We start from the raw sequence: 26,896 nt of genomic DNA, 5'->3' as shown, positions 1-26,896 counted from the left end.
AGTGCATGATCACCGATAAACTGACGTTTACATATTTTGCATTGGTAATTTTGTTTACCATCCACTTTTATGCCATTTTTCTTTATACTGTCGCTCAGGCAGGTAGGACATTTGATGTGTAGAGTGATTAGCATTTCTCTATAGTATCAAATTCTTACCTGTTTTTTTATTTCAGCATACTTTTTGAAACACCACCAAATAAGCGATTCTTCTCTCAAATTTCTTGCTTAAAAGAGCAAAAGATAGAAAACTCTCGCTATAAAAAAAGCCTCATAAGAGGCTTTTTTATTTATTCGTGTTTTAAATGATGTGGTCTAAATCCGGTCAATAATAAACCGATGCCATACGCCAATGCACCAGCCACACATAATCCGGCAAGTTCAAAAATTTTGACCCATGTTGAAAGTTCAGCATTGTATAGATACAAACCATAAGCCAATGCCGCAATCAAACATAGATTGGCAAACGCATATTGCACAAAAATTTTCTTCCAATGCGCGCCAAAACGGTAAATGTTGCGCTTATGTAAGTAGTAATACAGCATACCCGCATTCACAAAGGCAGAACCCGATGAGGCAATGCCTAATGCCATATGCTCGGCTTCCCAATGGATCAGCTTAAAGAATCCAATGAAAATCACGTTTAAAATGGCATTGGCAGCAACTGCCATTAAACCCACACGTACCGGTGTTTTGGTATCTTGCTGCGCATAAAAACCGGGGGCAAAGACTTTAATCAACATAAAGGCCAGTACGCCACCACTCATACATTGCAAAGCCAAAGCGGTCATGTGCGTATCTTCAGCGCTAAACTCACCACGTTGGAACAAGGTTTGAATAATAGGTGTAGACAGCATAAATAAGGCAATGCTGGCAGGCACACCCACCAAAATAATCACCCGCGCCGCCCAATCAATCATGCCACGAAAACGTGTTAAATCTTGCTCGGCATGACGTGCCGAAAGCGAAGGTAGAATGACTGTACCAATCGCCACACCAATTAAACCCAATGGTAACTCGGTCATACGTTCGGCACTATACAACCAAGACACCGAACCACTTTGCATGAACGAAGCCCAAATGGTATTGAGTAGCAAATTAATTTGCGTAACCGAAACACCAAATAAAGCCGGCAGCATCAATTTTAAGATTCGTTCGACGCCTTCATGCTTAAAATCGATACGTGGTGGAATGAGTAATTTTTTCCGCCATAACTCGGGAATTTGCAGTGCCAACTGAATGATACCTGCGGCCAGTACCGCCCATCCCAAAGACATAATTGGCGTTTGCATGTATGGCGTGAGCCACCACGCCCCTGCAATCATGATCAAATTTAACAACACTGGCGAAAATGCAGGGCTCAAAAAAGAACCATAACTATTTAAAATACTGCTCGCAAAAGCGGTCAGTGACATAAACATTAAATAGGGAATGGTTAAGCGAAACATTGCCACGGCTTGATCGAACTTTTCTGGATCGCCATGAAAACCGGGTGCGTAGATGTAAACAATGGCCGGCGCAATAATCATCGCCAATAAGGTAATGCTCGACATCACCGCCAACAAACAGCCAAACACACGGCTAATTAAAATTTGCACTTCGGCATGCACGCGCCCCGAACGATATTCGGTCAATACAGGAATAAAAGCTTGTGAGAATGCCCCTTCGGCAAACAAACGCCGAAAGAAGTTCGGAATTCGAAACGCCACTACAAAGACGTCAAACTCTTTGCCTGCACCAAATACATTCAGCAACACCATATCTCGAACTAATCCTAGTACCCGAGACAACATGGTCATTGCACTCACGATAAAAGTCGATCGCCACAGCGCCATCGCTTACACCTAAGTCAAATTTGAAGTCGCTAGTTTAAAGAAAACTCAACTGAATTTCGTTATTTATTCTTCAATTTATGTGTTTTTGTTTGTTGAGCAACGCGCGAAAGTATAACCAGTCAAAATATTCCCCCGGATCAGTCTTTCGTTTTGGTGCAATATCGGAGTGTCCAGCAAGGTGTTGTAAAATTTTAGGATAGCTCTGCTGTAACGCTGCAACCACTTTGGCCAGTGCTTGATATTGAACCTTTTCAAAGGCTTGATGGTCTGAACCTTCCAGTTCGATGCCAATCGAATAATCATTACATTCCGGTTTTCCCAAATACCGCGAACGCCCTGCATGCCATGCTCGATCATTAAAGTTCACAAATTGTAGCACTTCACCTGTACGTAAAATTAAGACATGTGCCGACACTTGCATGCCTTCAATGCTTTTAAAATAAGGATGTGCATTCCAATCGAGCTGATTTTGAAAGAATTGCTGAATATATCCGCCACCAAATTGATTCGGCGGTAAACTAATATTATGGATCACCACCAACTCAATCTCTGTATTTTCTGGACGTCGATTAAAATTTGGAGAGGGAATAAATGTTGCGCCAAGCAACCTGCCCGCTTCAATTTTAAAATCGTCTAAATCAAGCATGTGTATTCTCTCTGGTTGCGTATCTGGCCGAATCTTAATTATACCTAGCTTCAAGCATATTCAAGTTGGCTTTTATCTTGTTTGCAGCTTTAGCGCGCAGGTTTTTACTTTTGCACCAATAACAATTAACATGCCTGTTCAGTTTATTGCACGCGCATGATTATGGATCAATACTCTCCATTTAAAGGAAAAACCGGATTACAGCGGATTTTAAATGCTAGTCGTTACTCTATGGCAGGCTTTCAATCGGCCTTTCGTCACGAAGCGGCATTTCGTCAAATTGTATTGATTAATCTGATTTTACTACCGATTAATTTATATTTAGATTTAAGCAAAATCGAACATTTACTGTTAATTTTAGTGGGTTTATTGGCGCTGATTGTCGAATTATTTAATTCTGCCATTGAGGCAGTGGTCGACCGTGTCTCTTTAGAAAAGCATCCCTTAGCCAAAAATGCCAAAGATATGGGCAGTGCGGCCCAATTTGTTGCCTTAAGCATGATCGCGGTGACTTGGGGCATTATTTTATGGTTTTAAGCGTAAAAAAGGCTTCCGTAGAAGCCTTTTTATTGCATTTTACCAGCCTAACGCTTGCTGCTGTTTCGCAATGAGCTCTTTAATGCCTTTTTCAGCTAAAGACAACATGGCATCGTTTTGGCTACGGGTAAATGGTTTGTCTTCCGCTGTGCCCTGAATTTCAATAAATTCGCCGGCTTGCGTCATAACTACATTTAAGTCGGTTTGGCAGTTTGAATCTTCTTCGTAGCATAAATCAAGTAATGCTTCATCTTGATAAATCCCCACCGAAATAGCAGCCACCAAGCCTTTTAACGGATCTTGTTTAATTTTCTTTTGCTCAAGCAACACGTTCATGGCATCAATTAATGCCACTGCTGCGCCAGTAATAGACGCGGTACGTGTACCACCATCGGCTTGAATCACATCGCAATCTAAAGTAATGGTGTTTTCACCCAATTTTTTTAAATCGACCATGGCACGTAAGCTACGACCAATTAAACGTTGGATTTCTTGGGTACGCCCAGTTTGTTTGCCGCGTGCCGCTTCACGGTCACAACGTGAATGAGTTGAACGTGGCAACATGCCATATTCCGCAGTAACCCAACCTTGGCCTTTGCCTTTTAAAAAGCGCGGTACGCTGTTATCGATACTTGCCGTACACAACACTTTGGTATGACCAAATTCGACTAAAACCGAACCTTCTGCATAACGGGTATAGTTACGGGTAATCTTAATTTCACGTAATTGGTCTAATGCTCGTTGGTCAATACGCATCATTTTTCTCGTGGGTTGTTCCAAATTGGGCACGATTATAGCAGAAAAGTACCGTGCTTGCGGTGCTGCGAATATTTAGGTGCTAGCATCACTGCATCGAGCTCGCTAAACTAAGCCTTTTCATTGCATGCTGAGAGTGTTGATGTCTATTCGTGCCGAAAGAAAATTACAAAGTCAGCAGGCCATTTTAGAAACCGTGCTTAAATTAAATGATGCGGGGCAAAACTTTAGCAGTATGAGCTTGCGCCAATTGGCACGCGATGTTGGGGTTGTGCCGAGTGCGCTATATCGTTATTTTGAAAATAAAGTACTTTTAGCCTCCGCCTTGGTCGACCATGTGGCGTATGTGATTAAAAGCGATTTAAATTTAATGATTTACTGTCTGTTACAGCCAGCACAGACATCGAAGCTCGAGCATTTTTTTAACCAGATCACTCAACATGGTACATATTGGCACTTTTTTATTGCCGAACGTTGGGGTGGCTTTGCACTCTTAGAAAGTAAAATTGAATATGAAATTAAAGATTTAAATGATCATGTCGCGCAATGTTTAAGCCGAAAACTTCACCAAAGCCAACAAGCAGATGCGCACACGCTGGCAGGAATCGTCTTACCGTTATTTTTTACTTGGATCATGCGATGGCTTCGCTGCCAAAAACAAGCACTGCCCGAGATTGAACAAAAAAAATGCTTAGTGCAAATACAAGCACAACTCATGCTGTTAATTACAGTCCCAAAAGGTTAATTGATGCAAAAAATACCAGAACAGGAAACGCAAAAGGAGCCCGAAGGCTGTTTAGCTGCATTGTTCAGTGGCATATTAGAAGCGGTAATCACCATTTTTCTGACGGGTAGCATTTATGGACTATACCTGATGATTGGAATGGCAGCGGCATGGTTACTGCTGCCTTATTTGGTCATCATCTATTATGTCTTTGGCCGCAGAAAATAAAAAAGGAGCAAATGCTCCTTTTCATGAACCCAATGATTATTTGGCTTTACGTTCTTGATTCACCAAGTAATTTAAAACTTGGGTCACTTTACCGTCTTCACCTTGAATTAAATATTTACCATTCACCACCACCGCAGGAACACCTGTTAATTGGTACTGCGCCGCAAGTTTATTTGACTCAGCCACTTTGGTGCTTACTGCAAATGAATTGTAGGCTGCATTGAATTTACTTTCTGGAATACCATATTTAGTAAAGAACTGTGCCGCAGAAGCTTGGTCAAAAATTTGTTGATTTTGCAAATGAATCGCATCGAACAAAGCCAAATGCGTACGTTTGCGTACACCTAATTGCTCAGATGCGTAATAAGTACGCGCACCAGATTCCCACACTGGATTCATTGCCGCAGGTGAACGAACAAAGTTCACATCTTTTGGCATGGCTTTTAACCATGTTTGCATATAAGGTTCTAATTTAAAGCAATGTGGGCAGCCGTACCAAAAAAACTCACGCACTTCGACTTTGCCTGGTGTCGTGATTTTAGTTGGATTTTTTAAAATTGTATAATCTTTGCCAGCCACAAAGTTTTCTGCCATAGCGCTTGCAGAACATGCCATGATTGCCGCTGCCAAACCGTGCATTACAAGTTTTTTCATGGATTTGATATCCTGATTAAAAATTTTTGATTATCTTATCGCAACACTATAAATCATCCATAGAAAAAGCGTCTGTTTTATGTGAACTTTTTTACGGCGCTTATCGCTTTTTTCGCAGGAACAGCTACACTAACCGCTATTGAAAAAAACAACGCTATATTGGGTGAAAGTCATGTCACAGTTGAATGTTGATCCACAAGAAATTGCAAAATTTGAAGCACTCGCAGAAAAATGGTGGGATCTGCATTCAGAATTTAAGCCATTGCATCAAATTAATCCATTACGTTTAAATTGGATTGACGAACATGTGGGCGGTTTAAGTGGCAAAAAAGTGCTGGATGTGGGCTGTGGCGGTGGCATTTTAGCCGAAAGCATGGCGCGCCGAGGCGCAGATGTGCTTGGCATTGATATGGGCGAAGCGCCACTTGCTGTGGCCACGCTGCACGCACAGCAACATCAGGTTGCCAATATCCAATATCAACAAATTCCAGTTGAGCAATTGGCCGAACAACACGCGGGGCAATACGATGTAGTGACTTGCATGGAAATGTTAGAACATGTGCCCGATCCTGCATCCATTATTCAAGCCTGCCAACGCTTAGTCAAACCGAATGGTCATGTGTTCTTCTCAACAATTAACCGTAATCCAAAAGCGTATTTATTTGCCATTGTTGGCGCAGAATATCTGCTGCGCATGTTGCCTAAAGGCACGCACGACTACCATAAATTCATTCGCCCCTCGGAACTTGCACACGACATTCGCACAGCAGGTTTAAAACTCGAAGCCATGACCGGTTTACATTACAACCCGCTCACCAAACATTATTGGCTGGCACCAAATGTCGATGTTAATTACATGGTATATACCCGCAACTGAGGTTTGAAATGAAAGCGGTTTTATTTGATCTAGATGGCACCCTCATCGACACGGCCGCCGATTTTATTCGGATTATTCAACAAATGTGCCGCGATGAACAACGCGATGTGGTTGATGCCGAGCAAATTCGCATGCAAGTGTCTGAAGGTGCTCGCGCGATGGTTAAATTGGTTTATCCCGAACTGAATATAGACGATGCGACTTTTTTAGCACATCGACAGCGCTTTTTAGACCTGTATCAACAAAATATTGTGGTCGACACCGACTTATTTGCAGGGATGTATCCACTGCTTGAGATGCTCGAACAGCAGCAAATTCCATGGGGAATTGTTACCAACAAACCGCGCGGTCTGACCGAATTGTTGTTGGCAAAGTTGAATTTAACTGAACGCTGTGCCGTTTTGGTCTGCCCTGAAGATGTCACCCGTACTAAACCCGACCCTGAACCCATGTTTCTTGCAGCAAAACAATTAAACCTTGCCGCAGAAGACATTATTTATGTCGGCGATCATCCACGGGATATCGATGCAGGGCGACATGCGCAGATGTATACTATCTTAGCAGCTTACGGTTATTTACCTGCCGAACATCGACATGACCTCAATACATGGCAAGCGGATTGCATTATTGAAACTGTGCCACAATTACAACAAGTGCTGGCACAAAAACTGTCATAATTAACATCAATAAATCGAAAAAACAGGAGGTTTTAAAAATGAAGTATTCAGAATACCAACCTCGTCCTGATTTATTAAAGGACAAAATTATTCTCATTACTGGGGCGGGTGATGGCATTGGACGTGCTGCAGCGATTAGTTATGCATTACACGGTGCAACTGTGGTCTTACATGGCCGCAGCTTAAACAAGTTAGAAGTCATTTATGATGAAATTGAAAGTTTAGGCGCACCGCAACCTGCCATTTTACCGCTACAACTTTCAACCGCATCTTCGCGCGAATATGAACAGCTGGTCACCACGCTACAACAACAATTTGGCCGCTTAGATGGCATTTTACATAATGCTGGCGTACTTGGTGAACGCGTTGCCCTTGCCGATTATCCGCTTGAAGCATGGGATGAAGTGATGGCGGTGAACTTACGTGCCCCATTTGTGATGACCCAAGCACTACTGCCCTTACTAAAAGCATCTGAAAGTGCCTCAGTTATTTTTGCAAGTTCTGGCGTTGGCCGTGAAGCACGGGCACTTTGGGGCGCATATTCTATTTCAAAAATTGCACTTGAAGGCATGAACCAAATTTTCGCGGCTGAAAATAGCTTTCCGAATATTCGCTACAACTGTATTAATCCCGGCGCAACGCGAACTGCCATGCGTGCCAAAGCCTTCCCCCAAGAAGATCCGCTGAATCTGCCAACCGCCGAAAGCATTATGCCGGCTTACCTGTATTTAATGGGTTCCGACAGTCTGCATATGAATGGTGAAAGCATCAACGCACAGGATTAAACTCAAGGTTTGCCTTTGCTTTATTGACCGCGCAAGACACGGGTTGAATGCTACATTTAACCCAGCAGTGTCTGGCCTAAATCGACCAAATATCCTTCTTAAGACGTAAAAAAATACTGCTATGATCTTCACAGTTTCTCTGCATTTATTTTATACAGTAGCACTAGCCACAAAATGTCAGTCTAAAAGAACGCTTAAAGGTGCCGAATGAAACGGTTTCTAATTCCCCTGATGATCGGTTCAATCATAGAATGCCATTTTTCTGTTGCTGTCGCAGGGCCACCGCCGCAAGCGGGTCCCAATATGGGCAACAGATTGGAGAGTGAGAACAAAGCACATAATCTTTCAAATATGAACGCTTCTGATGTGAGTGGCAGCTTATTTGAAGATTTACAAGAACGTCGTCGCCAACGTGAAGAACTTGGCTTTCAACGCTTAAAACAAATGCGCTGGCAAAAAGGCTACACCATGCCACAACATTATCGTGGTGATAGTTACAAAGTCGATTACGTAGACGTCAATTTACCTAAACCGGGGCCGAATCAGCAGTGGTACAAAATTAATAATGACCACTTATTAATTGACCTCAGCAATAACAGCATTGTCGATATCAAATAAAAAAACTGTTCTAAAATAGCCAAGCTCTGTTTTAGAACAGCATTAATTTGGTGCTATTTTCGCCTTTAATCTTCTTTTGCAAGCCATATTCAAATCTCTTTGCTTCGTAAATAGCTCATTACAGTGCAAAAAACAGCCATCTTAAATTTTAAGCAGAACATTGTTCCATAACAGCACAGCATTTGATTTTGCATGTTATTAAAAACTAGATCCGCTGCAATATTTTGGCTGACATCAATCTCATTTTTGGATTAGCCATTTATTTTTGGATATGCATGGCATTGGCGAACATGGCATTGACCATCTTAAAAGAAAATTGATCTAAATAAAGATTAAACCATTCAAGCAAATAATAGCTTTAAAGTATTAAACCCAAAACAACTCAATTTAAAACATTAATTTTAAAAGAAAAATACATAAACCGAAACTTGAGCAGGTGTTTTTGCATCATGGCATGATTGTTGCAGAATCTAGAACAACCAAAATTCAATTCACCCCGTTGGAGTTCTCATGTCAAAACGCTCTAGTTTATTTTTAGCCGTTGCAGCCACTGTATCTACTTTTATGATCCCAACATTTGCGAATGCTGATGCTCTAGCGGATATCAAAAAATCAGGGGTGATTAAAATTGCCGTGCCGCAAGATTTCCCGCCTTTTGGCACCGTGGGAACAGATTTAAAAGCACAAGGTTACGATATTGATGTGGCAAAATTAATTGCACAAAATTTAGGGGTTAAACTGGTACTTGTGCCTGTAACCAGTGCCAACCGAATTTCCTACCTCACCACCAAAAAAGCCGACTTGGTCATTTCAAGCTTAGGGAAGAATCCTGATCGTGAAAAAGTGATTAGTTTTGTCGGACCGTATGCCCCTTTTTATAACGGCGTATTTGGGCAAAAAAATGTTGCGGTTAAATCTGCCGCGGACTTAGCTGGAAAAACCATTGCGGTGACCCGTGGTTCAATCGAAGATTTAGAGTTAAGCAAAATTGCGCCAAGCTCAACCACAATTAAGCGCTTTGAAGACAATAACTCAACCGTTTCTGCATTTTATTCTGGTCAAGTGAATCTGATTGCCACAGGCAACGTGGTTGCAGGAACTTTAAGTAAACACTTCACCAAAAAGCCATTAGACACCAAATTTATTATTAAAAATTCACCTTGCTATATTGGTTTAAACAAAGGCGAGGCAGCACTTGAAAGTAAGTTAACCGCAATTATTAAAACCGCCAAAAGCAATGGTCAGTTGAATCGTATTGCGGTGCAATGGCTAGGTGCGCCATTACCAAAACAGCTTTAAGTCATTCTTTAATCTGATTATTGCGAGTGATGTATGGCCTATCAATTTGATTTTTCAAGTGTTGTTCCTTTTACAGGCATGATTGCTGAAGGCTTAGGTCGTACAGCGCTGCTCACGCTGATCGGTACAGTGTTTGGTTTAGCTTTAGGGATTATTGGCGGTGCTTGCCGTGCTTGGCGCGTGCAGCCCATCAGTAGCATTTTTCGAATTTATGTCGAAATTATTCGAAATACGCCTTTTCTAGTGCAATTATTTTTTATTTTCTTTGGTCTGCCTGCCGTTGGTGTGACCATGAATGCATGGACCGCATCTATTTTAGCCATGATTATTAATTTAGGTGCCTATAGTACAGAAATTGTCCGCGCAGGGATTCAAGCCACACCGAAAGGACAAATTGAAGCCGCAGCATCGCTTGCCATGACGCGCTTTCAAATCTTGCGCCATGTGGTGTTGCCTCCATCTTTAGGGCGGGTTTGGCCGGCATTGTGCAGTCAAATTATTATCGTGATGCTCGGATCATCGGTCTGTTCACAAATTTCTATGGAAGAACTGACCTTCGTTGCCAATTTTGTGCAATCACGGAATTTCCGCGGCTTTGAAATTTATATAGTGGTCGCCATTTTATATTTAATTTTCGCCATTGGCATTCGTGCGTTGTTAATGCGGATCGGACGCATCTGCTTTAAAGGGAGTGTCCACTCATGATGATGCAAGAATTTACCTTATGGGACATCATCCAAAACTTGCTCCATGGTTTAGGTTGGTCGTTATTATTGTCCTTAATGGTGTTTATTTTAGGTGGTTTTTTCGGTCTGCTCATTTTACTGTTACGAATTAATCCAGATCGAATCCTACAAAAAGTGGCGATTGTTTATATCGAAATTTTCCAAGGGACGCCTTTATTAATTCAATTGTTCATGACTTTTTTTGGCCTGTCTTTATTGGGTGTAGACATTTCGCCATGGACAGCCGCCGCCTTTTCTCTTACCGCCTATGCAGCCGCATTTTTTGCAGAAATTTGGCGTGGCTGCGTGCAATCCATCCCAATCGGTCAATGGGAAGCTGCTGCAAGCTTAGCGCTCAGCCGCTTGCAACAATTCCGTTATATTATTTTACCGCAGGCAACCCGAATTGCCATTGCACCTACGGTTGGCTTTTCCGTACAAATTGTGAAAGCCACAGCGGTTACATCCATTATTGGTTTTACCGAACTGACCAAAACAGGCTCGGTGCTTGCAAATGCAACCTTTGAACCCTTTTTAGTGTTTGGCTTGGTTGCAATTGGTTATTTCATTTTATGTTATCCATTGTCTGCGTTAGCAGCTTATCTTGAGAAGAAACTCCATGGCTCTGCTTCACATTCATAATTTGCATAAACGCTTCGGTGATCACCACGTACTTAAAGGCATCGACCTTGAAGTTGAGGCAGGTTCGGTGGTTTCAATTATTGGCCGCAGTGGCTCAGGCAAAAGTACCCTGCTCCGATCCATCAATGGATTAGAAAGCATTGATGAAGGTTACATCGAAGTTGATGGCACCTTGTTAGATGTTGCACAGACCGATTTACGTGCATTACGCTTAAAAGTCGGGATGATTTTTCAGCAATTTAATTTATTTCCGCATTTAACCGTCGTGCAAAATGTAATGTTAGCGGTTCAAATTGTGAAAAAAATGGAAAAAAACGCCACGCATGAATTCGCTTTGCGCATGCTCGACAAGGTCGGTTTAAAACACAAAGCCGATGCGATGCCAAGCCAACTTTCTGGCGGTCAGCAGCAACGTGTCGCCATTGCACGTGCCTTAGCCATGTCTCCCAAAATTTTACTTTGCGATGAAATTACATCGGCACTCGACCCCGAATTGGTCAATGAAGTCTTGGCTGTAGTGCGTGATTTAGCACATGAGGGCATGACTTTAATTATGGTAACCCATGAAATGCGCTTTGCACGCGATGTAGGCGACTATTTATTATTTATGCATGAAGGCCGTGTGCATGAATATGGCGCAGCCAAAGATTTATTTGCAAACCCACAAACCGATGAATTGCGTTCATTCATTCAGTTAACCCATGCTTAGGCGTTCACTGCTCTTTTTAGTTCTGGCTGTAAAATAAAAATGCCTGATGTTTAACATCAGGCATTTTTAAACTTAAGAACACTTTTACAATCGATCAAAGCGTTTTAGAGAATTTTAATCCCTTGCTGCCCTGCTGGCGTGACTTTAAAAATTTCCACTTCAAAGCTAATATTTTTACCCGCCAACGGATGATTAAAGTCTATTTCGGTCACATCTTCATTTACACTTTTGACCACGCCAAATAAACTGGCTTTGGCTTTATCTTCAAATTCAATCATATGACCGACCACCGGCGTTTGCTCGAATTTGACCGTATCAAATGTTTGCACATTCTCTGGATTCCACGGACCAAATGCATCTTCAGGTGGCAAGCTAACAGTACGACGATCGCCTGCACGTAAGCCCAATAATGCTTTTTCAAAGCTCGGCAATAAATTACCATCGCCAATCACTAAACTGACAGGCTCAGAACGGCTGCGGGTGTTGTCAATTTCCACGCCATTTTCAATGGCCACCGAAAAGTGTAAATCTACCTTCGAGCCTTGTTCAATCCGAATTTCTTCGGTTGGATAAATCACTTCTGTCATTTTATTTCTTCACCGCCGCTTTACGGTATTTTTCCAAAAAGAAGGTATCAATTAATAATAAAATTGTGCCTAAAGTGATTGCGCTATCGGCCAGATTAAACGCAGGGAAATTATGGTTTTGATAATACACATGCACAAAATCGACCACATAACCCAAGGTCACACGGTCAATTAAATTACCTAATGCGCCACCTAAAATCAGGGCAACGGCAGCCGGTAAAATGCACTGCGACTTCGGCATTTTCATTAACCAAAACAGAAACACCAACGACACAATGCCGGCTAAGCCCATAAACAAATATTGCTGCCAACCGCCCGCATCTGACAAAAAGCTAAATGCGGCGCCGGTATTGTGCAGTAATGTCCAATTTAAAAAGGGCAACACATGCAATGGCTCGGCATAATTTAAATGCGTTGTGGCAAGATGCTTGGTCCATTGATCGAGCACAATGGCAAGGACGGAAAGTCCAAGCCAAATTAAATTATGTGCATAAAAGACCGCGCCTTTTTTTTGCGGATTAGGCATATTTTCTCTCTTCACCTTGGCTGGCAACGTTGATAATACAACGTGAACATAAACCAGGATGTGCTGCATGGGTATTTACATCTGGTAAAACATGCCAACAACGTACACATTTTTCACCTTCGGCAGCAGTCACCTGTACCCGTAATCCTTCAAGCTCCGTTTCTTCGCCTTGTTCAGCAAATGCATGCACCACCACTTGTGAGGTGATCAATACAAAACGAAGTTCATCGCCCAATCGGTTTAATACCGCTTCAAGCTCAGCATTGGCCCAAATTTCAACTTTGGCAGAAAGATTACTACCAATCAATTTAGCATTACGTGCCACTTCAATCTGTTTATTTACTGCAGATTTGACCTGAATTAATGTTTGCCAATCGGCTTCAGAAATTAAGTTTGCAGTCGATGAAACAGGAATGTCATACCATTCTGCGGTAAAGACATATTGCTCGCTTTGCTCTGGAATTAACGGCCAAGCTTCTTGCGCGGTAAAGCTTAGAATTGGAGCCATCCAACGCACAAAGGCTTGTACCAAATGATACAACGCAGTTTGTGCTGAATGACGCGCTGCCGAATCTGCTTTCGTGGTGTATTGACGGTCTTTGATGATGTCTAAATAGAAACCACCCAAGTCATTAATACAGAAATTGGTCAACGCATTGGTAACGATATGGAAATTCATATCTTCATAGGCTTGCTGAATGGTTTTTTGCACATCGCTCGCGCGTTGTAAGATATATTGATCTAGCGCGATTAATTGATCGACCGGCAAGGCATCGGTTGATGGTTTAAAGCCATTTAAGTTGGCTAACAAGAAACGCAAGGTGTTACGAATACGACGATAACCGTCAGATGCACGGCTAAAGATTTCTTTACCTGCGGTCATTTCATAACGATAGTCGGCTGATGCAATCCAGAAGCGTAAGCCATCGGCACCCATGTCTTTAATAATATCTTGAGGGGTGATGATGTTGCCCAAAGATTTTGACATCTTGCGGCCTTTTTCATCCACCACAAAACCATGGGTAAGCAGACCTTTATACGGCGCACGTTCATTGATGGCAATCGAAGTAAGCAGTGAAGATTGGAACCAACCACGGTGTTGATCTGAACCTTCCAAATATAAATCGGCAGGATCCGTCAATTCTTCACGTTCACGCAAGACTGCATAATGGGTCGTGCCTGAGTCGAACCAAACGTCTAAAGTGTCACGCACGGCATTGTAGTGTTCAGCATCATCACCGATAAAATCTTTGGCTTCACGATTAAACCACGCATCAATACCTTCTTTCTCGATTAATGCTGCCACTTCTTCGATCAGTTCAGGCGTACGAGGATGCAATTCGTTGGTATCTTTATGCACAAAGAATGGAATTGGCACGCCCCACGTGCGTTGACGTGAAATACACCAGTCAGGACGACCTTCAATCATCGACTCAATTCGGTTTTTACCCCAGTCTGGGACAAAACTAATATCATTTTCAATGGCGTTTAAGGCTGTTTGGCGTAAGCCTTTGGCATCCATGCTGATAAACCATTGTGGTGTGGCACGGAAAATAATTGGGGTTTTGTGACGCCAGCAATGCGGATAGCTATGTTTGATCGGAACATGTGCCCATAATTTATTGGCTTCGCCAAGTGCTGCAATAATTTGTGGATTGGCTTTATAAATATGCTCGCCTGCAAAAATTGGCGCAGTTGGCAAATACACACCATTGCCACCGACAGGATTATCCACTTTTAAGTTATAAAGTAAGCCAACTTTGTAATCGTCCACACCATGACCTGGGGCAGTATGTACCGCACCTGTACCACTGGTCGCAATAACATGCTCGCCTAAGATCACAGGGACTTGGCGTTCTGCCAGCAATGGATGCTGTAAGCTTAATAATTCAAGTACCGCGCCTTTAAAGTCGGCTAGAACAGTTGGATTTTCAAGTTTGTAACGCTCAATGGCGGACTCGACCAAATCTTTGGCTAAGATAAAGTTTTGCACACCGCGCTCGGTTTGGACTTGCACCAATTGATAGTCAATTTCTGCATGCACAGCCACCGCTTGGTTGGCAGGTAAAGTCCACGGAGTCGTGGTCCAAATTACGATATCGGTGGGTGCTGCAACTTCTACATTTAAGCGTTGAGCAAGATCATTCAGATCAACCACGCCAAAACCGACATCAATCGCGTCAGATTTTTTATCTTCATATTCAACTTCCGCTTCAGCCAATGCTGAACCACAGTCGATACACCAGTTCACTGGTTTTAAACCCGGTTCAATATGACCGGCTTTTTGAATTTCACCCAATGAACGAACAATATTTGCTTCTTGTTTGAAGTTCATGGTGAGGTATGGGTCTTGCCAGTCACCAAATACGCCCATACGAATAAAGTCTTTACGCTGTAAGTCAACCTGACTTAACGCATATTCACGGCACGCTTTACGGAAAGTAGAGGCATCGACTTTTACACCGACTTTACCGACTTTTTCTTCGACTTTCAGTTCAATCGGTAAGCCGTGACAGTCCCAACCCGGCACATACGGGGCATCGAAACCATCCATAACACGGCTTTTCACAATAATATCTTTTAAGACTTTATTAACCGCATGACCCAAATGGATTTGGCCATTGGCATACGGAGGGCCGTCATGTAATACATATTTTTTCTTGCCAATACGCGACGCACGAATCTTCTGATAAATGTTGTCGGCATACCACTCTTCTAACCACTTAGCTTCACGTACTGCTAAGTTCGCCTTCATGGCAAATTCAGTACCCGGTAGGTTTAATGTGGCTTTATAATCCACCGCATTTTCAGGAGTTTGCTTATCGCTCATGCAAGTTACTTCCAATTCTCTATCAGCGCTTTGTCTGATGCGTTATTTAATCGAATCAATTTAAAAAGGAAAGGTGTTATGCTGCTCGCGAAATGCGCGCAACTGTACAACATCTTCATGAATTCCTGCTTTTAATGCCTCAAGCGAAGGATAATTTCGCTCGCCATGCAAGTAGTTTAAAAAGGTTACTCGCATTAATAAGCCATACAGATTAGCAGAAACCTCAGGAAAGTGTACTTCTAAACGCCATTGAGGATGTTGTTGCGCAATTGCAGGACGCGTCCCCAAATGTCCTGCACCAAAAAGACTCTCAGGTTGATAGCCTAATATGCCTTGTTTATGTGGGTGCGAGCGGACTTTATCAAGCAGTGAAGTCGTTTCACACACCACATCCACCCCATAAATGCCATTTAAACACGGTTTATGCCGATTCAAACGCACATTAATGGTTGGAAAATCTAAGGTACGACCGAGTTTATCCCCATGTTGCACACGACCAATGATGCTATATGGTCGCCCCAGTAATTGTGCAGCCAAGGCCAAATTGCCCTGTTGTAAGGTTTGGCGAATACGTGTGGAACTAACGCGCTCGCCATGAAATAAAACGGTGTCTAAATTATGGACATGAAAACCATATTGTTTTAAAAATTGGCTATTGCCTTGGCGATTTTTACCAAAATAAAAATCATCGCCCAACACCAAATGCTGCGTATTTAGGCTCGATTGAAGCAAGTCGGCAAATTCTTGTGCGCTTTGGTTTCTAAAGCGATCATCAAATGTTGCAACCGCAATATAGTCGACCCCTAATTGTTTAAGGTATTCCACTTTTTCACGCAAAGAACTGATTCTTGGCGGCGCATCGTAGCCTTTAAAAAACTCTAATGGCTGTGGTTCAAAAACAATCACCAGTGTTTTTAATTGCTCGGCTTGAGCCACTTGTTTGAGTTTTTGAATCATGGCCTGATGACCAAGATGAACCCCGTCAAAATTACCAATGGTAACTGCCGTTTTTGGTAACGCCAAATCAGAGGCTAAGGCATGTAAACGAAGTAACTTCATGGGTGAGTTAAATCTAACCAATTTTTAAAAGTAGTCTATTTTGCCATATTCTTTAGCGTTCGTCTTGCTTGTTATTTTTAGATCAAAAAATTAAAAAAAAGCAACTTAGCGCTTAACTGAAGTTGCTCAATTTATTTTTTTCACATAAAAATTTAAACGTTGGATTCTTGCGATTTGGCGTCAATCTGGCAACTATTTAACAATAAAGCCACCGTATGTTTGACTGCACGTTGATGAAAATTTCGATTACGCAAGGTTTTCCCCATTAACGCTTCAAACTGAACATCAAAGTCGGCATAGCTTTGGGTAATGGTCCATAAATTCAGAATTAAAATTTCAGGATCTAAATCTTTAGACACTTTGCCTGCATCAATCCAATGCTGAATCACTTTTACTTTGCGTTTAAAGTGTTTTTTGATTGAACCTTTTAGTACCGAATGAATATACGGCGCGCCTTGAATAATTTCGAGGGCAAATAATTTAGACGCTTTGGCATGTTGTTTAGAATATTCAATTTTTTGCATGATATATTCTGTCAGTACTGTTTCAGGGTCTTGCTCGACACTAAACAATTGCAAAGGTTCTAGCCATTTTTGCAACACTGACATTAACACTTCAATATACAGCGCTTCTTTATTTTCGTAATAATAAAAAATATTCGACTTATGCATCTGCGCCAATTGAGCAATCTCGTCTAGGCTTGCACCACTAAAACCATAGACCGAGAATACATCAAGTGCAGCCCCCAAGAGTTGATTTCGTTTTTGCGTACTTTTTTTTAGTTCCATTGCAAACCAATACAAACCCAGAAAAAATGAACAGACGAGTGTAGATTAATAATGCAGCTTTGTGCAGCTTAATCTCAGAAATTATATGAAAATTTAAGCATAAAATTAAGATTTAACTAAATTGAATGCAAAATTTTAGATAAATTTCTTAAAGACCAATGAATTTCGCTGATAGTTATACAGCGCCTGACGTGCATTCGGTAAATCGTCCACTGTGGCCGCGCTAAAACCATGTTCTAAAAACCAATGTGCTGTTCGAGTGGTTAAGACAAACAATTGCTGAATGCCTTGGCTACGTGCTTGCGCTTCTAAAAACTGTAAAATTTGACTACCACGATTCGACTTACGATAACTTGGATGAACCGCCACACAAGCAATTTCAGCCGATGTAACTTCATTATTGCCCACAGGAATAGGATACAGCGCGGCACAGGCCAAAATGGTGCCATCTCGCTCAATCACAGCGAACTGATTAATTTCATTTTCCAAACGCTCGCGCGAACGGTAAACCAAAATCCCTTGTTCTTCTAAAGGACGCAACAAGTTCATTAAACCACCGACATCGTGGATATTGGCTATACGCACATCTTCATAATGTGCATCAGTCACCATCGAACCGATACCATCTCGGGTGAATAGTTCTTGGATAAGCGCGCCATCATGCGCAAAAGGCAGTAAATGTACCCGTTGCACGCCATTTAAAGCTGCTTCTTTGGCGCCCTTTAAATGTAGCGCTTGAATGGGATTCGTTTCTTTTATGCTCAGCATTAACTCGTCTAATTGCTGCGGATTAATTTCCCGTAACAACTTGCCTTGTGCGTTGAACACCCCTTGTTGCTGGCCTAAAAAAATCAGCTTCTCGGCCTTCAAGGCAATCGCTGTTCGGGTCGCAACTTCTTCAGCCAATAAGTTAAATACTTCGCCCGTAGTGGAATATCCAGTTGGGCCTAAAATGACAATATTATGCTGCTCTAATAAACGATGCATGGATGCTGCATCGACTGCACGCACTTCACCAGTGAGCTGAAAATCGACCCCATCGTGAATACCATAAGGTTTTGCTGTAACTAAATTGCCAGACACCACTTCAATTCTGGCACCGTACATGGGCGAATTTGCAAGCCCCATCGAAAGTAGCGCCTCAATTTGCATGCGAATTGAACCAACAGCTCCCAACACGCATGGCAAAGCCTCACGGGTGGTTACACGGCGGTTAGCGTGAAAAGGCGTGGTGAGCTGTTGTGCTTGTAAATTCCGATTGATTTGTGGTCGTGCGCCATGTACCAATACCAACCGTATGCCCAATGAATGTAACAGTGCAATATCGTGAATAATATGTTGAAAATTAGGATCTAATATCGCTTCACCTTCAAACATAATCACGAAGGTTTTACCGCGATGGGCATTAATATACGGCGCAGAATGACGAAACCAATGCAAATAGTCTGTGGTTTGGTGAGACTCGGAAGTTAATATTCTATCTTGCATAATCTTTTACTCTTAACTCTGCGCTGCATTCCATACCATTTACCTAATCTTATCTACAACCACTCATGCTTCTTTAGCGTAGACAACTCTACTTAAAAATGCAGCCATATTTTTGAGTTAATTTAACAAAAAAATGCATGGCTTACATGCCTAAAGCATATCTTTCTACATTGAATCTGAACTCCATGCAAAATGGCAACAAGCCTCAATCAAATATTTAATAATCAATCCACCCGCAGTAAACCAAACGATCACCTACTTTAAGATAGATCAACTAAATTGGCTCCTTTCAAAAATATAAAAATGGCTCTCGTTTAGCGGACCTAGAAAATTCAAATTAAAAACAATATACATAAGATAATTTATGTTTTATAAATATTGGAATACAGACTGATTATTAATAAATGCGCTGAGAGATCTAAACTTAAGTTATGGTATTTATAATAAAATATAATTATCAACAACATAGAGTATAAGGTCGAGCCATACCAACAAGGAGACAGCAATGTACAGTAGCAACCAAGGTAGAGATATTCATATTTAACTCATCGGGCTTTTTGACGATGCCTTTTTCTATAAACCCATAAATCTTGTGAGGAATTGACTTAACCGTCTTTGCCTTTCTTCTCAAGCTTCTAAAATGATATAGGGAAATATAATGACTGATCATTTTGCTAAAAAGGCCCTAAAACATGTGGCCGATGATATTCAATCCGCGACAGATGTTATCAATAAAGATGCACGTCAATTTGAGCGCTCAATAGGTTTAATTTCTAATTTTTCATTAGGTTTCACCTATTTATCTCCACTTACTGCTGTATATTCATTATTTGCATTGGCCATTACCCTTGCAGGACCTCCTGCCATATGGTGGATTTTAGTTGCTGCAGTGGGCCAATTACTGGTTGCAATGGTTTTTGGTGAAACTGCATCACAATATCCAATTACCGGTGGACTTTATCCGTGGGCGCGTCGGTTATGGGGCAAAAAATATGCATGGATGGCCGCATGGATCTATCTTTGGGCATTGGTTGTGTCCATTACGTCTATTGCAGAATATAGTGCAGGCTTTGTCATATCACTATTCCATTTTTTAGCAACACCACTCAATGGCTTAATTACTTCAGTTCTGCTCCTTCTGGTGGTGATGGTCATCAACATGTCAGGCACCAAAAATCTTGCGCGTGTTGCTCGAATTGGGTTTTGGTGTGAGATTGTAAGCGTTGTGGCGCTCGGGATTTATCTGCTTATTTTCCACCGAGAACAACCATTTTCAGTGGTTTTTGATTCAATGGGTGTTTTGGCAAAAGATGGGTCTTACACTACCGCATTTTTCTCAGCATCACTCATGGGTTTATTTATGTTTTTTGGTTTCGAAGCCTGCGGTAATGTGGCTGAGGAAGTCAAAAATCCGAGTCGCCAAATTCCTGTTGCAATGATTTTAAGTATTGTGTTTGGCGCAATCTCGGCAGTGGTGTCTGTGTTAGGTTATTTAATGGCATCACCTAATTTACAAGCGATTGTTTCAGGCAAAATCACCGATCCAATTCCTGCAATTTTACGTGACTCGTTGGGAGTTACAGGGGCAAATATCTTTATTGTCATTGCCATTATTGCCATGCTGTCATGTATTTTATCACTTCAAGCTGCGCTCAGCCGTTTGGTCTTTGCGTTTGCAAGAGATGATATGCTACCCGCCAGCCACTGGATGTCTAAGCTATCTAACAAAGGCGTACCGGATAATGCCATGATCATCAGCTGTATTTTGCCACTGATTATGTGTATTTGGGTGTATTTCTCTCCAGACAACTTAGCACGCATTACTGCCTTTGCCGTGATTGGTATTTATATTTCATTCCAAATGGTTGTACTTGCAGCCTTGCGCCAACGTATTAAAGGTTGGAAACCTGCAGGTGAATGGAGCATTGGTGCTTGGGGAATGATCGTCAATATTTTAGCGCTCGCTTACGGTCTGGGTGCGATTTATTTACTCGCACAGCCAGCGGATGCAGCATCTGCCATTGACCGTTGGATTGTTTTAATTGGCCTTGCTATCGTTATTGGTTCAGGTTTGCTGTATATGTTTATTGCTAAACCTTATGGTAAATCGAATGCCCCTGAAAATGATGCTATCGCGCATGCAGCTGCATTAAGAGCACAAAAGCAGTAATAATCAAATTTAAAAAAGGCTTCTACAAGAAGCCTTTTTTATAACAACCATAATCGTATTGGATAATCATGATTCAAATGTTCATGCATTCGGTCTAGGGCTTTGAAAATTGAACCTGTTCGAATTAATGGATCATTTGAAATAATCACACGATTATCTGAATTACTAATGACAACTTTTTGATTTAACGCTTTTATGGCTGGTGTTAAATATTTTTCCAAATTTGCAACCATTAAATCAATAACCGCAACCCCAATAAATTGTTGTTGTACAAAAATAGGATGTGCAGCAGTGATGGTATACGCAGTATTACAAATATAATCGACATAAGGTCCATGAAAATGGGTGGTTTGCTGGGCGGCAGCTTGATTAAACCATTCGAAGGTGCGGAAATCTAAACGTTGTTGCGTCCCCTGATCTAAATTGGCTTGCTCAATTCGATTATCTTCTTTAAACCACCATTCTAAAATCCAATAATCTTTTTGTTTTTCAGCATTTAAATGGCATGCAAAACCTGCACCATGACAATACTCGTTGCGTTCCACGCTACGGCGAATCAACATTTGTACCTGTTCACGAATGTGAGTCGATAACAATTGCTTCAAATCAACTGTCTGAACAAAATGACTTTCTAATTCTTCTTGCAATGCAAATGCCAAATCACGTGTAGCATGATCCATGTGCTGCATAATGTGGGTCAGCAATCGTTGTAGCTGTTCAAGCGGTAATGAGCGATTCATCAACAACCATCCATGTAATATGTTTTCAAGTTTAAAATTTACGGTATATCTAAATTTTTACGGCTACTCATCTAATGTAAACTTCATTGCAATTAAATGATCCGTCAATCGTACAATCATCGCTTGGGCGTGAAACATGGCTGCAGCCCCATCAGAACCATGCAACGCAAGCAAAAGTTCGCGATAAAATTCAACCACTTCGGCATGCATTGTTGTATTTTTATATAACATTGCAATCAAAGACGCCCATTCAGCTTGAATTGCTAACTCATGACTTGCCAACCTCGGTGATTGAGCTGTGGCCGTAAGTGTGAGTAAACAACGCATATCTGCTTGTGCTTTTAACTCGGCATTTGGAGCCTGTTCGAAGGTATCAATAAACTCTTTAAGTTTACTTAAATCCTTAATGGTGGATCGCTCAGCAGCAAGTTTGGCACTATGACCAATAATGGCTGTATGTAATTCACCTAAATCGGCCAAATAATCACTACTCATGTGGTGTAGGGGGTGATGTTCAACGAGTTTCTTGGCAGGGATCTCACAAATAAAACTACCACCATTTCGCCCACGCGTTGTGTAAATAAGTTCTTTAGCGCGTAAGGTATTTAAAGCTTCTCGTATAGTAATGTGAGAGACACCCATTAACTTTGAAAGTTCAGCTTCATTGGGAAGCTGTTCATGGGCTTCGAGTAAACCTGTAACAATAGCATTGCTTAAACGTTCTACGACTTGCTCGGAACGAGTAGCTTGTCCTAATGGTGCAAAAATGACCGCGTGAGTTATCATGAATTGTTCAAATAATCCTTATTAAAATTTGCAGAACGCATATTAAAAAATACATCTGGGACTCAATCCATCAACAATGTTTAAGACCAAAATTTTATTTTTTAATAAAGGCGGCTACGCTGTCATTGTAAAGCGCTAAAAAAAGATTACAAATAAAGTTTAAATTGAAAGATAAACAACATCGTGAAACCTGTGCTTTTATCATTTTTGAATAATTAAAATTTATAATTTTTTAATTTATAAAAACAGATACTTACATGCAAGAGTTGATCAAATCTATCTTTATTGATGATTGAGAACAGACCTAAAAAGTGCATGAATCTTTGAAGCATGTATTTTGCCCACCTGAAGTGGGCAAAAGAATTTACCATCCCATTTGTTTATTTAAGCTGGCTGCATCGTAGTAATCACCTTGATAGGTGATTTTTCCATGTTGAATTCGCACAAAACTTACCCCCTCAAAACTCAATGGTTTACCTGTAGCAGGCGTTTGTGGATTCCAAGCACCCGTATTTTTTCCACTAAATCTCCACTGAAACGCAATACCATCGCGACTTACAATAGGTGCACTCGTCATTTCCCATTTTAAATTAGGTACAGCGTGTATAAATACGCCAATCACTTTATCTCTTGCAGCGGCTTGCCCCTTTTGCGGTGTACCTACCGTCACATCATAATAGACCGCATTTTTATCTAAATAAGAGGCTGCTTTTTTTACATCGTGTGCATTCCATGCCGACATGTATGCTGTAATCACCTGATTTGGACTCAGCTCGGCATGAGCGACATTGATGAATGTACATAACGGCAGCAAATAAATTGCTTTTTTTAACATCACGTTCTCCATGACTTCAGTTGAAAATTAAATCCAATCCAGTATCGAGCTAAAAATTAATGAGTTTTAATGGGTTATTTAATATTCAGAAGCACTCATAACATGCTTAATACGGGTATATTCCTCTAGCCCATACGATGATAAATCTTTGCCATAGCCCGATTTTTTAAAACCGCCATGCGGCATTTCTGCACACAGTGGAATATGCGTATTCAACCACACCGTTCCAAAGTCTAAATCACGGCTTAAACGCACGCAGCGTGCGTGATCTTTCGTCCATACGCTCGATGCAAGACCATACTCAATATCATTGGCTTTGTTTAAGGCATCTGCTTCATCAACAAAAGTTTGAATGGTTATTACAGGACCAAAAATTTCTGTTTGAATCGCTTCATCTTGCTGTTTTAAACCTGTAATTATGGTCGGCTCAAAATAGAATCCCGCTTGGTTTTCTACTTGTTTTCCACCAATTTCAACTTTTGCATAATCGGGCAATCGCTCAATAAAACCCTGAACTTGTTGTAACTGGCGTTGGCTGTTGAGTGCACCATAAAGCGCGGTTTCATCATCCGGTTGGCCACAATGTATTTGCGCCACTTGAGCAATCATTTTTTGCAAAAATTCAGGATAAATAGACTCCGAGACGAGAACGCGCGCGGCTGCAGTACAATCTTGCCCTGCATTAAAAAAACCAGCTAAGCAAATTGCTTCAACGGCTTTGTCTATATCTGCATCTGCAAAAACCAAGACAGGAGCTTTACCGCCGAGCTCTAAATGTGCCTTCGCAAGATTACTTGCTGCAGCCGCTGCAACCTGAAGGCCTGCACGTACAGAACCAGTAATAGAAACCAACGCTGCTGTGGGATGAGAAACAACTTTGGCACCCGCATCGGCCAGACCTAAAATCACATTTATAGCGCCTTTAGGGAAAAATGGAGCAGCTAATTCTGCCAAAAACAAGGTACTGTTCGGTGTTGTATCACTAGGTTTAAGCACCACTGTATTACCTGCTGCCAATGCAGGTGCAATCTTCCAAACGGCCATCATTAATGGATAATTCCAAGGTGCAACTTGACCCACGACACCTAATGGTTCACGGCGAATACTGGATGAGAACCCATCTAAATATTCCGCAGTTGCTTTACCCTCTAAGCAACGTGCAGCGCCTGCAAAAAAGCGAATATGGTCAGCCGAAGTTTTTACCTCTTCTTGGGCAATCATATGTTTCAGCTGACCGGTTTCTTGACTTTGCAATTCCACTAATCGTTCGATATTGTCTTCAATTGCATCAGCAAAAGCCAATAAGGCTTTTTGACGAACTGCTGGTGTAACTTTACGCCACTCACGAAAAGCCGTTTTCGCGGCACGATACGCCAAATCAACATCCTCCTGAATGGCATTAGGAGACGCTGCATACACCTCGCCATTTACAGGGCTAATCAGGTCAAAAAATGCTGTTCCTGAGCTAACGTGAAATTCTCCATTAATAAAATGGGCTAGTTTCTTTTTGTGCATTTTTAGACCTATTGAAATTAAAACATAAAACATATTATGTATTGTTTTAAAAAAAACTTGTCAAGCGGATTTTAGCGATTTATTGAAAATAAAAAATTTTCCATCTCAGAAAAAAATGATCATTTTTTATAAAAGTTTATTTTTTTCAAATACATAAATGAATAAAGCCAAACTTAAAACGCTTCCTTTTTCTAAAATTGGCTCTCTTGTTTAGTGCCGAAATGGCTCTCGTTTATTGCCCCCCAAAACGAGACATTAAGGCTATCAGATGTATACATACGGACAGGTTGAAGCCAGACCGCCCCCTATTTTAAGGTTCATGGCAAACATGGTTTTAACTATAAAATTGAAATGATATGAAGATTGCATGACTTTTGCATGCCCTCAAAATATCTTTAGATTAAGGAAAATGATATGGCTACACATACAAGTAATGAAGCCAATCTCTCTCAAGGTTTAAAAAACCGCCACGTCACCATGCTCTCTATTGCAGGTGCAATTGGAGCAGGCTTATTTGTAGGTTCTGGACATGCGATTGCTGCTGCAGGTCCAGCAGCGTTGATTGCGTATGTCGTAGCAGGTACGCTGGTTGTTCTGGTGATGCGTATGCTTGCCGAAATGGCGGTATCTCAACCTGACAGTGGTTCTTTTTCAACTTATGCCGACCGCGCAATTGGCAAATGGGCAGGCTTTACCATCGGTTGGTTATATTGGTGGTTCTGGGTACTGGTTATTCCATTTGAAGCCAATGCTGCCGCTGCAATCATGCATTCTTGGATGCCTGATGCACCCATTTGGCTAATGGCATTTTTAATTACAGCCGCGTTAACCGTCACCAATTTATTTAGCGTTAAAAATTATGGCGAATTTGAATTCTGGTTTGCTTTAATTAAAGTCACAGCGATTATCGCTTTTATTGTATTTGGTTGTGCTGCGGTATTTGGTTTCTCTCCAAATCCATCGGTCAGTGGTATACAACATCTTTGGGATCATGGCGGTTTTGTGCCAAATGGCTGGGGCCCTGTAGTTGGTGCATTATTAACCACCATGTTCTCGTTTATGGGTTCTGAAATTGTAACCATTGCTGCAAGTGAATCGAAAAACCCAGAACATCAAATTACCAAAGCAACCAATTCGGTGATTTGGCGTATTGCGCTGTTCTACTTCGTGTCTATTTTCATCGTCATTGGTCTGGTACCTTGGAATGATCCGCGCTTACCAGACATGGGTTCATATCAAACTGTTTTAACCATGTTAAACGTGCCACATGCAAAACTTATTGTCGACATCGTGGTATTAACTTCGGTTGCTAGCTGTTTGAACTCGGCACTGTACACCGCGTCACGCATGGTGTATTCATTGGCTCAACGTGGCGATGCACCCGCATTTGCAAAAAAAGTGAACAAAGCAAAAACGCCTGTTTATGCGGTATTGCTTTCAACGGCAATTGCGTTCATTTGTACCTTTGCCAACTACGCGGCGCCAGCGGCAGTATTTAACTTCTTGCTCGACAGCTCTGGGGCAATTGCACTGTTGGTGTATTTGGTGATTGCATGTTCACAATTGAAAATGCGTAAAAAACTCATGCAAGCAGGCAAGCCATTAACCATGAAAATGTGGCTGTTCCCTTACCTGACATGGGCGGTAATTCTGTTCATTATCGGCGCGTTGACCATCATGGCCTTCGATCCAAAACACACCCATGAAATTACCTCAACAGGCATTTTAAGTATTATTGTGGTGATTTCAGGTTTAGTGGTGACCAAACGTCGTCAACAAAGTTCTGTTACAACAGATGCATCACTTGAAGCCAAATAAAATCCATCTATGTTCAATAAAAAGGAGATCGATTGGATCTCCT

At 41.5% G+C, this 26,896-nt stretch carries 28 protein-coding genes; 13 read left to right on the top strand and 15 right to left on the bottom strand.

Translation table 11 applies throughout. From position 1 onward, the window contains the following. From I2F62_RS09310 to ampD, 3 genes are all read right to left on the bottom strand, one after another. The coding region (locus I2F62_RS09310; RefSeq protein WP_324626742.1) for a transposase-like zinc-binding domain-containing protein at window positions 1-134 on the bottom strand (134 nt) is incomplete at its 3' end. A 155-nt stretch (window positions 135-289) separates the two neighbouring features. Beyond that, window positions 290-1,834 carry a murein biosynthesis integral membrane protein MurJ gene (murJ, locus tag I2F62_RS09305; RefSeq protein ID WP_324626739.1) on the bottom strand — a complete coding sequence of 515 codons (1,545 nt, stop codon included), beginning with the start codon at window positions 1,832-1,834 and terminating at the stop codon, window positions 290-292. Between the two features lie 70 nt (window positions 1,835-1,904). Then, a complete protein-coding gene (gene ampD / locus I2F62_RS09300; RefSeq protein ID WP_324626738.1) occupies window positions 1,905-2,480 on the bottom strand; it encodes a 1,6-anhydro-N-acetylmuramyl-L-alanine amidase AmpD in 576 nt (191 codons plus the stop codon). 162 nt (window positions 2,481-2,642) lie between these two features. Here ampD and I2F62_RS09295 point away from each other — a divergent pair, with 162 nt between their 5' ends. Continuing rightward, window positions 2,643-3,017, top strand: a complete 375-nt coding sequence (locus I2F62_RS09295; RefSeq protein WP_324626737.1) for a diacylglycerol kinase — start codon at window positions 2,643-2,645, stop codon at window positions 3,015-3,017. 39 nt (window positions 3,018-3,056) lie between these two features. On the opposite strand, the gene rph is transcribed toward I2F62_RS09295, so the two are convergent. Further along, window positions 3,057-3,773, bottom strand: a complete 717-nt coding sequence (gene rph / locus I2F62_RS09290) for a ribonuclease PH (RefSeq protein WP_324626741.1) — start codon at window positions 3,771-3,773, stop codon at window positions 3,057-3,059. A 142-nt stretch (window positions 3,774-3,915) separates the two neighbouring features. On the opposite strand from rph, the gene I2F62_RS09285 reads away from it, so the two are divergent. Both I2F62_RS09285 and I2F62_RS09280 read left to right on the top strand, forming a co-directional pair. Beyond that, window positions 3,916-4,518 carry a TetR/AcrR family transcriptional regulator gene (locus I2F62_RS09285; RefSeq protein ID WP_324626736.1) on the top strand — a complete coding sequence of 201 codons (603 nt, stop codon included), beginning with the start codon at window positions 3,916-3,918 and terminating at the stop codon, window positions 4,516-4,518. Between the two features lie 3 nt (window positions 4,519-4,521). Next, the gene (locus tag I2F62_RS09280; protein WP_324626735.1) at window positions 4,522-4,725 is read left to right on the top strand and encodes a hypothetical protein; all 204 of its coding nucleotides are present in this window, start codon (window positions 4,522-4,524) and stop codon (window positions 4,723-4,725) included. Window positions 4,726-4,761: 36 nt separating this feature from the next. On the opposite strand, the gene I2F62_RS09275 is transcribed toward I2F62_RS09280, so the two are convergent. Continuing rightward, window positions 4,762-5,379, bottom strand: a complete 618-nt coding sequence (locus I2F62_RS09275; protein ID WP_324626734.1) for a thiol:disulfide interchange protein DsbA/DsbL — start codon at window positions 5,377-5,379, stop codon at window positions 4,762-4,764. 172 nt (window positions 5,380-5,551) lie between these two features. Between I2F62_RS09275 and ubiG the strand changes: the two genes are divergently transcribed. From ubiG to I2F62_RS09235, 8 genes are all read left to right on the top strand, one after another. Next, window positions 5,552-6,256 (top strand): bifunctional 2-polyprenyl-6-hydroxyphenol methylase/3-demethylubiquinol 3-O-methyltransferase UbiG, encoded by a 705-nt coding sequence (gene ubiG / locus I2F62_RS09270; RefSeq protein WP_324626733.1) that lies wholly within the window; start codon window positions 5,552-5,554, stop codon window positions 6,254-6,256. An 8-nt stretch (window positions 6,257-6,264) separates the two neighbouring features. Further along, on the top strand, window positions 6,265-6,933 hold the full coding sequence (locus I2F62_RS09265; protein ID WP_324626732.1) for an HAD-IA family hydrolase: 669 nt from the start codon (window positions 6,265-6,267) through the stop codon (window positions 6,931-6,933). A gap of 38 nt (window positions 6,934-6,971) precedes the next feature. Further along, complete coding sequence (locus I2F62_RS09260; RefSeq protein WP_324626731.1) at window positions 6,972-7,718, top strand: YciK family oxidoreductase; 747 nt, start codon at window positions 6,972-6,974, stop codon at window positions 7,716-7,718. Window positions 7,719-7,925: 207 nt separating this feature from the next. After that, entirely contained in the window at window positions 7,926-8,336 is a 411-nt protein-coding gene (locus tag I2F62_RS09255; protein ID WP_324626730.1) for an RcnB family protein, read from the top strand. A gap of 510 nt (window positions 8,337-8,846) precedes the next feature. After that, window positions 8,847-9,635: a transporter substrate-binding domain-containing protein gene (locus tag I2F62_RS09250; protein WP_324626729.1), complete on the top strand. Its 789-nt coding sequence runs from the start codon at window positions 8,847-8,849 to the stop codon at window positions 9,633-9,635. Window positions 9,636-9,668: 33 nt separating this feature from the next. Next, complete coding sequence (locus tag I2F62_RS09245; protein WP_324626728.1) at window positions 9,669-10,340, top strand: amino acid ABC transporter permease; 672 nt, start codon at window positions 9,669-9,671, stop codon at window positions 10,338-10,340. A gap of 2 nt (window positions 10,341-10,342) precedes the next feature. Continuing rightward, entirely contained in the window at window positions 10,343-11,002 is a 660-nt protein-coding gene (locus I2F62_RS09240; RefSeq protein ID WP_324626740.1) for an amino acid ABC transporter permease, read from the top strand. After that, complete coding sequence (locus I2F62_RS09235; protein ID WP_324626727.1) at window positions 10,980-11,711, top strand: amino acid ABC transporter ATP-binding protein; 732 nt, start codon at window positions 10,980-10,982, stop codon at window positions 11,709-11,711. Before I2F62_RS09240 ends, I2F62_RS09235 begins: the two co-directional genes overlap by 23 nt. Before the next feature lie 104 nt (window positions 11,712-11,815). Here the strand turns inward: I2F62_RS09235 and I2F62_RS09230 are convergent, their stop codons facing one another. From I2F62_RS09230 to argA, 6 genes are all read right to left on the bottom strand, one after another. Beyond that, entirely contained in the window at window positions 11,816-12,298 is a 483-nt protein-coding gene (locus I2F62_RS09230) for a peptidylprolyl isomerase (protein ID WP_324626726.1), read from the bottom strand. A gap of 1 nt (window position 12,299) precedes the next feature. Beyond that, window positions 12,300-12,824, bottom strand: a complete 525-nt coding sequence (lspA, locus tag I2F62_RS09225) for a signal peptidase II (protein ID WP_324626725.1) — start codon at window positions 12,822-12,824, stop codon at window positions 12,300-12,302. Then, on the bottom strand, window positions 12,817-15,654 hold the full coding sequence (gene ileS, locus I2F62_RS09220) for an isoleucine--tRNA ligase (RefSeq protein ID WP_324626724.1): 2,838 nt from the start codon (window positions 15,652-15,654) through the stop codon (window positions 12,817-12,819). The genes lspA and ileS overlap by 8 nt, the downstream gene beginning before the upstream one ends. Before the next feature lie 60 nt (window positions 15,655-15,714). Further along, on the bottom strand, window positions 15,715-16,713 hold the full coding sequence (ribF, locus tag I2F62_RS09215) for a bifunctional riboflavin kinase/FAD synthetase (RefSeq protein WP_324626723.1): 999 nt from the start codon (window positions 16,711-16,713) through the stop codon (window positions 15,715-15,717). 152 nt (window positions 16,714-16,865) lie between these two features. Beyond that, the gene (locus I2F62_RS09210) at window positions 16,866-17,501 is read right to left on the bottom strand and encodes a TetR/AcrR family transcriptional regulator (RefSeq protein ID WP_324626722.1); all 636 of its coding nucleotides are present in this window, start codon (window positions 17,499-17,501) and stop codon (window positions 16,866-16,868) included. Window positions 17,502-17,636: 135 nt separating this feature from the next. Continuing rightward, on the bottom strand, window positions 17,637-18,989 hold the full coding sequence (gene argA / locus I2F62_RS09205; RefSeq protein WP_324626721.1) for an amino-acid N-acetyltransferase: 1,353 nt from the start codon (window positions 18,987-18,989) through the stop codon (window positions 17,637-17,639). A 658-nt stretch (window positions 18,990-19,647) separates the two neighbouring features. On the opposite strand from argA, the gene I2F62_RS09200 reads away from it, so the two are divergent. Continuing rightward, on the top strand, window positions 19,648-21,159 hold the full coding sequence (locus I2F62_RS09200) for an APC family permease (protein WP_324626720.1): 1,512 nt from the start codon (window positions 19,648-19,650) through the stop codon (window positions 21,157-21,159). 38 nt (window positions 21,160-21,197) lie between these two features. On the opposite strand, the gene I2F62_RS09195 is transcribed toward I2F62_RS09200, so the two are convergent. From I2F62_RS09195 to I2F62_RS09180, 4 genes are all read right to left on the bottom strand, one after another. Next, window positions 21,198-21,899: a cache domain-containing protein gene (locus I2F62_RS09195; RefSeq protein WP_324626719.1), complete on the bottom strand. Its 702-nt coding sequence runs from the start codon at window positions 21,897-21,899 to the stop codon at window positions 21,198-21,200. A 63-nt stretch (window positions 21,900-21,962) separates the two neighbouring features. Beyond that, the gene (locus I2F62_RS09190) at window positions 21,963-22,685 is read right to left on the bottom strand and encodes a FadR/GntR family transcriptional regulator (RefSeq protein WP_324626718.1); all 723 of its coding nucleotides are present in this window, start codon (window positions 22,683-22,685) and stop codon (window positions 21,963-21,965) included. Between the two features lie 364 nt (window positions 22,686-23,049). After that, window positions 23,050-23,520 carry an ester cyclase gene (locus tag I2F62_RS09185; protein WP_324626717.1) on the bottom strand — a complete coding sequence of 157 codons (471 nt, stop codon included), beginning with the start codon at window positions 23,518-23,520 and terminating at the stop codon, window positions 23,050-23,052. A 78-nt stretch (window positions 23,521-23,598) separates the two neighbouring features. Continuing rightward, complete coding sequence (locus I2F62_RS09180; RefSeq protein WP_324626716.1) at window positions 23,599-25,035, bottom strand: gamma-aminobutyraldehyde dehydrogenase; 1,437 nt, start codon at window positions 25,033-25,035, stop codon at window positions 23,599-23,601. A gap of 414 nt (window positions 25,036-25,449) precedes the next feature. Between I2F62_RS09180 and gabP the strand changes: the two genes are divergently transcribed. After that, window positions 25,450-26,853: a GABA permease gene (gabP, locus tag I2F62_RS09175; RefSeq protein ID WP_324626715.1), complete on the top strand. Its 1,404-nt coding sequence runs from the start codon at window positions 25,450-25,452 to the stop codon at window positions 26,851-26,853. Window positions 26,854-26,896 lie beyond the last annotated feature (43 nt).

The organism is Acinetobacter sp. MD2(2019) (assembly GCF_035615615.1).
In the GTDB taxonomy this organism is placed as follows: Bacteria; Pseudomonadota; Gammaproteobacteria; order Pseudomonadales; family Moraxellaceae; genus Acinetobacter.
The sequence above is the reverse complement of the archived record's forward strand: the minus strand, read 5'-3'. Positions and strand labels throughout refer to the sequence as shown.

What these genes read in the sequence shown, in the direction of transcription:
- murJ (WP_324626739.1), bottom strand. Translation starts at nt 1,834, where the DNA reads ATGGCGCTGTGGCGATCGACTTTTATCGTGAGTGCAATGACCATGTTG.
- ampD (WP_324626738.1), bottom strand. Translation starts at nt 2,480, where the DNA reads ATGCTTGATTTAGACGATTTTAAAATTGAAGCGGGCAGGTTGCTTGGC.
- I2F62_RS09295 (WP_324626737.1), top strand. Translation starts at nt 2,643, where the DNA reads ATGGATCAATACTCTCCATTTAAAGGAAAAACCGGATTACAGCGGATT.
- rph (WP_324626741.1), bottom strand. Translation starts at nt 3,773, where the DNA reads ATGCGTATTGACCAACGAGCATTAGACCAATTACGTGAAATTAAGATT.
- I2F62_RS09285 (WP_324626736.1), top strand. Translation starts at nt 3,916, where the DNA reads ATGTCTATTCGTGCCGAAAGAAAATTACAAAGTCAGCAGGCCATTTTA.
- I2F62_RS09280 (WP_324626735.1), top strand. Translation starts at nt 4,522, where the DNA reads ATGCAAAAAATACCAGAACAGGAAACGCAAAAGGAGCCCGAAGGCTGT.
- I2F62_RS09275 (WP_324626734.1), bottom strand. Translation starts at nt 5,379, where the DNA reads ATGAAAAAACTTGTAATGCACGGTTTGGCAGCGGCAATCATGGCATGT.
- ubiG (WP_324626733.1), top strand. Translation starts at nt 5,552, where the DNA reads ATGTCACAGTTGAATGTTGATCCACAAGAAATTGCAAAATTTGAAGCA.
- I2F62_RS09265 (WP_324626732.1), top strand. Translation starts at nt 6,265, where the DNA reads ATGAAAGCGGTTTTATTTGATCTAGATGGCACCCTCATCGACACGGCC.
- I2F62_RS09260 (WP_324626731.1), top strand. Translation starts at nt 6,972, where the DNA reads ATGAAGTATTCAGAATACCAACCTCGTCCTGATTTATTAAAGGACAAA.
- I2F62_RS09255 (WP_324626730.1), top strand. Translation starts at nt 7,926, where the DNA reads ATGAAACGGTTTCTAATTCCCCTGATGATCGGTTCAATCATAGAATGC.
- I2F62_RS09250 (WP_324626729.1), top strand. Translation starts at nt 8,847, where the DNA reads ATGTCAAAACGCTCTAGTTTATTTTTAGCCGTTGCAGCCACTGTATCT.
- I2F62_RS09245 (WP_324626728.1), top strand. Translation starts at nt 9,669, where the DNA reads ATGGCCTATCAATTTGATTTTTCAAGTGTTGTTCCTTTTACAGGCATG.
- I2F62_RS09240 (WP_324626740.1), top strand. Translation starts at nt 10,343, where the DNA reads ATGCAAGAATTTACCTTATGGGACATCATCCAAAACTTGCTCCATGGT.
- I2F62_RS09235 (WP_324626727.1), top strand. Translation starts at nt 10,980, where the DNA reads ATGGCTCTGCTTCACATTCATAATTTGCATAAACGCTTCGGTGATCAC.
- I2F62_RS09230 (WP_324626726.1), bottom strand. Translation starts at nt 12,298, where the DNA reads ATGACAGAAGTGATTTATCCAACCGAAGAAATTCGGATTGAACAAGGC.
- lspA (WP_324626725.1), bottom strand. Translation starts at nt 12,824, where the DNA reads ATGCCTAATCCGCAAAAAAAAGGCGCGGTCTTTTATGCACATAATTTA.
- ileS (WP_324626724.1), bottom strand. Translation starts at nt 15,654, where the DNA reads ATGAGCGATAAGCAAACTCCTGAAAATGCGGTGGATTATAAAGCCACA.
- ribF (WP_324626723.1), bottom strand. Translation starts at nt 16,713, where the DNA reads ATGAAGTTACTTCGTTTACATGCCTTAGCCTCTGATTTGGCGTTACCA.
- I2F62_RS09210 (WP_324626722.1), bottom strand. Translation starts at nt 17,501, where the DNA reads ATGGAACTAAAAAAAAGTACGCAAAAACGAAATCAACTCTTGGGGGCT.
- argA (WP_324626721.1), bottom strand. Translation starts at nt 18,989, where the DNA reads ATGCAAGATAGAATATTAACTTCCGAGTCTCACCAAACCACAGACTAT.
- I2F62_RS09200 (WP_324626720.1), top strand. Translation starts at nt 19,648, where the DNA reads ATGACTGATCATTTTGCTAAAAAGGCCCTAAAACATGTGGCCGATGAT.
- I2F62_RS09195 (WP_324626719.1), bottom strand. Translation starts at nt 21,899, where the DNA reads ATGAATCGCTCATTACCGCTTGAACAGCTACAACGATTGCTGACCCAC.
- I2F62_RS09190 (WP_324626718.1), bottom strand. Translation starts at nt 22,685, where the DNA reads ATGATAACTCACGCGGTCATTTTTGCACCATTAGGACAAGCTACTCGT.
- I2F62_RS09185 (WP_324626717.1), bottom strand. Translation starts at nt 23,520, where the DNA reads ATGTTAAAAAAAGCAATTTATTTGCTGCCGTTATGTACATTCATCAAT.
- I2F62_RS09180 (WP_324626716.1), bottom strand. Translation starts at nt 25,035, where the DNA reads ATGCACAAAAAGAAACTAGCCCATTTTATTAATGGAGAATTTCACGTT.
- gabP (WP_324626715.1), top strand. Translation starts at nt 25,450, where the DNA reads ATGGCTACACATACAAGTAATGAAGCCAATCTCTCTCAAGGTTTAAAA.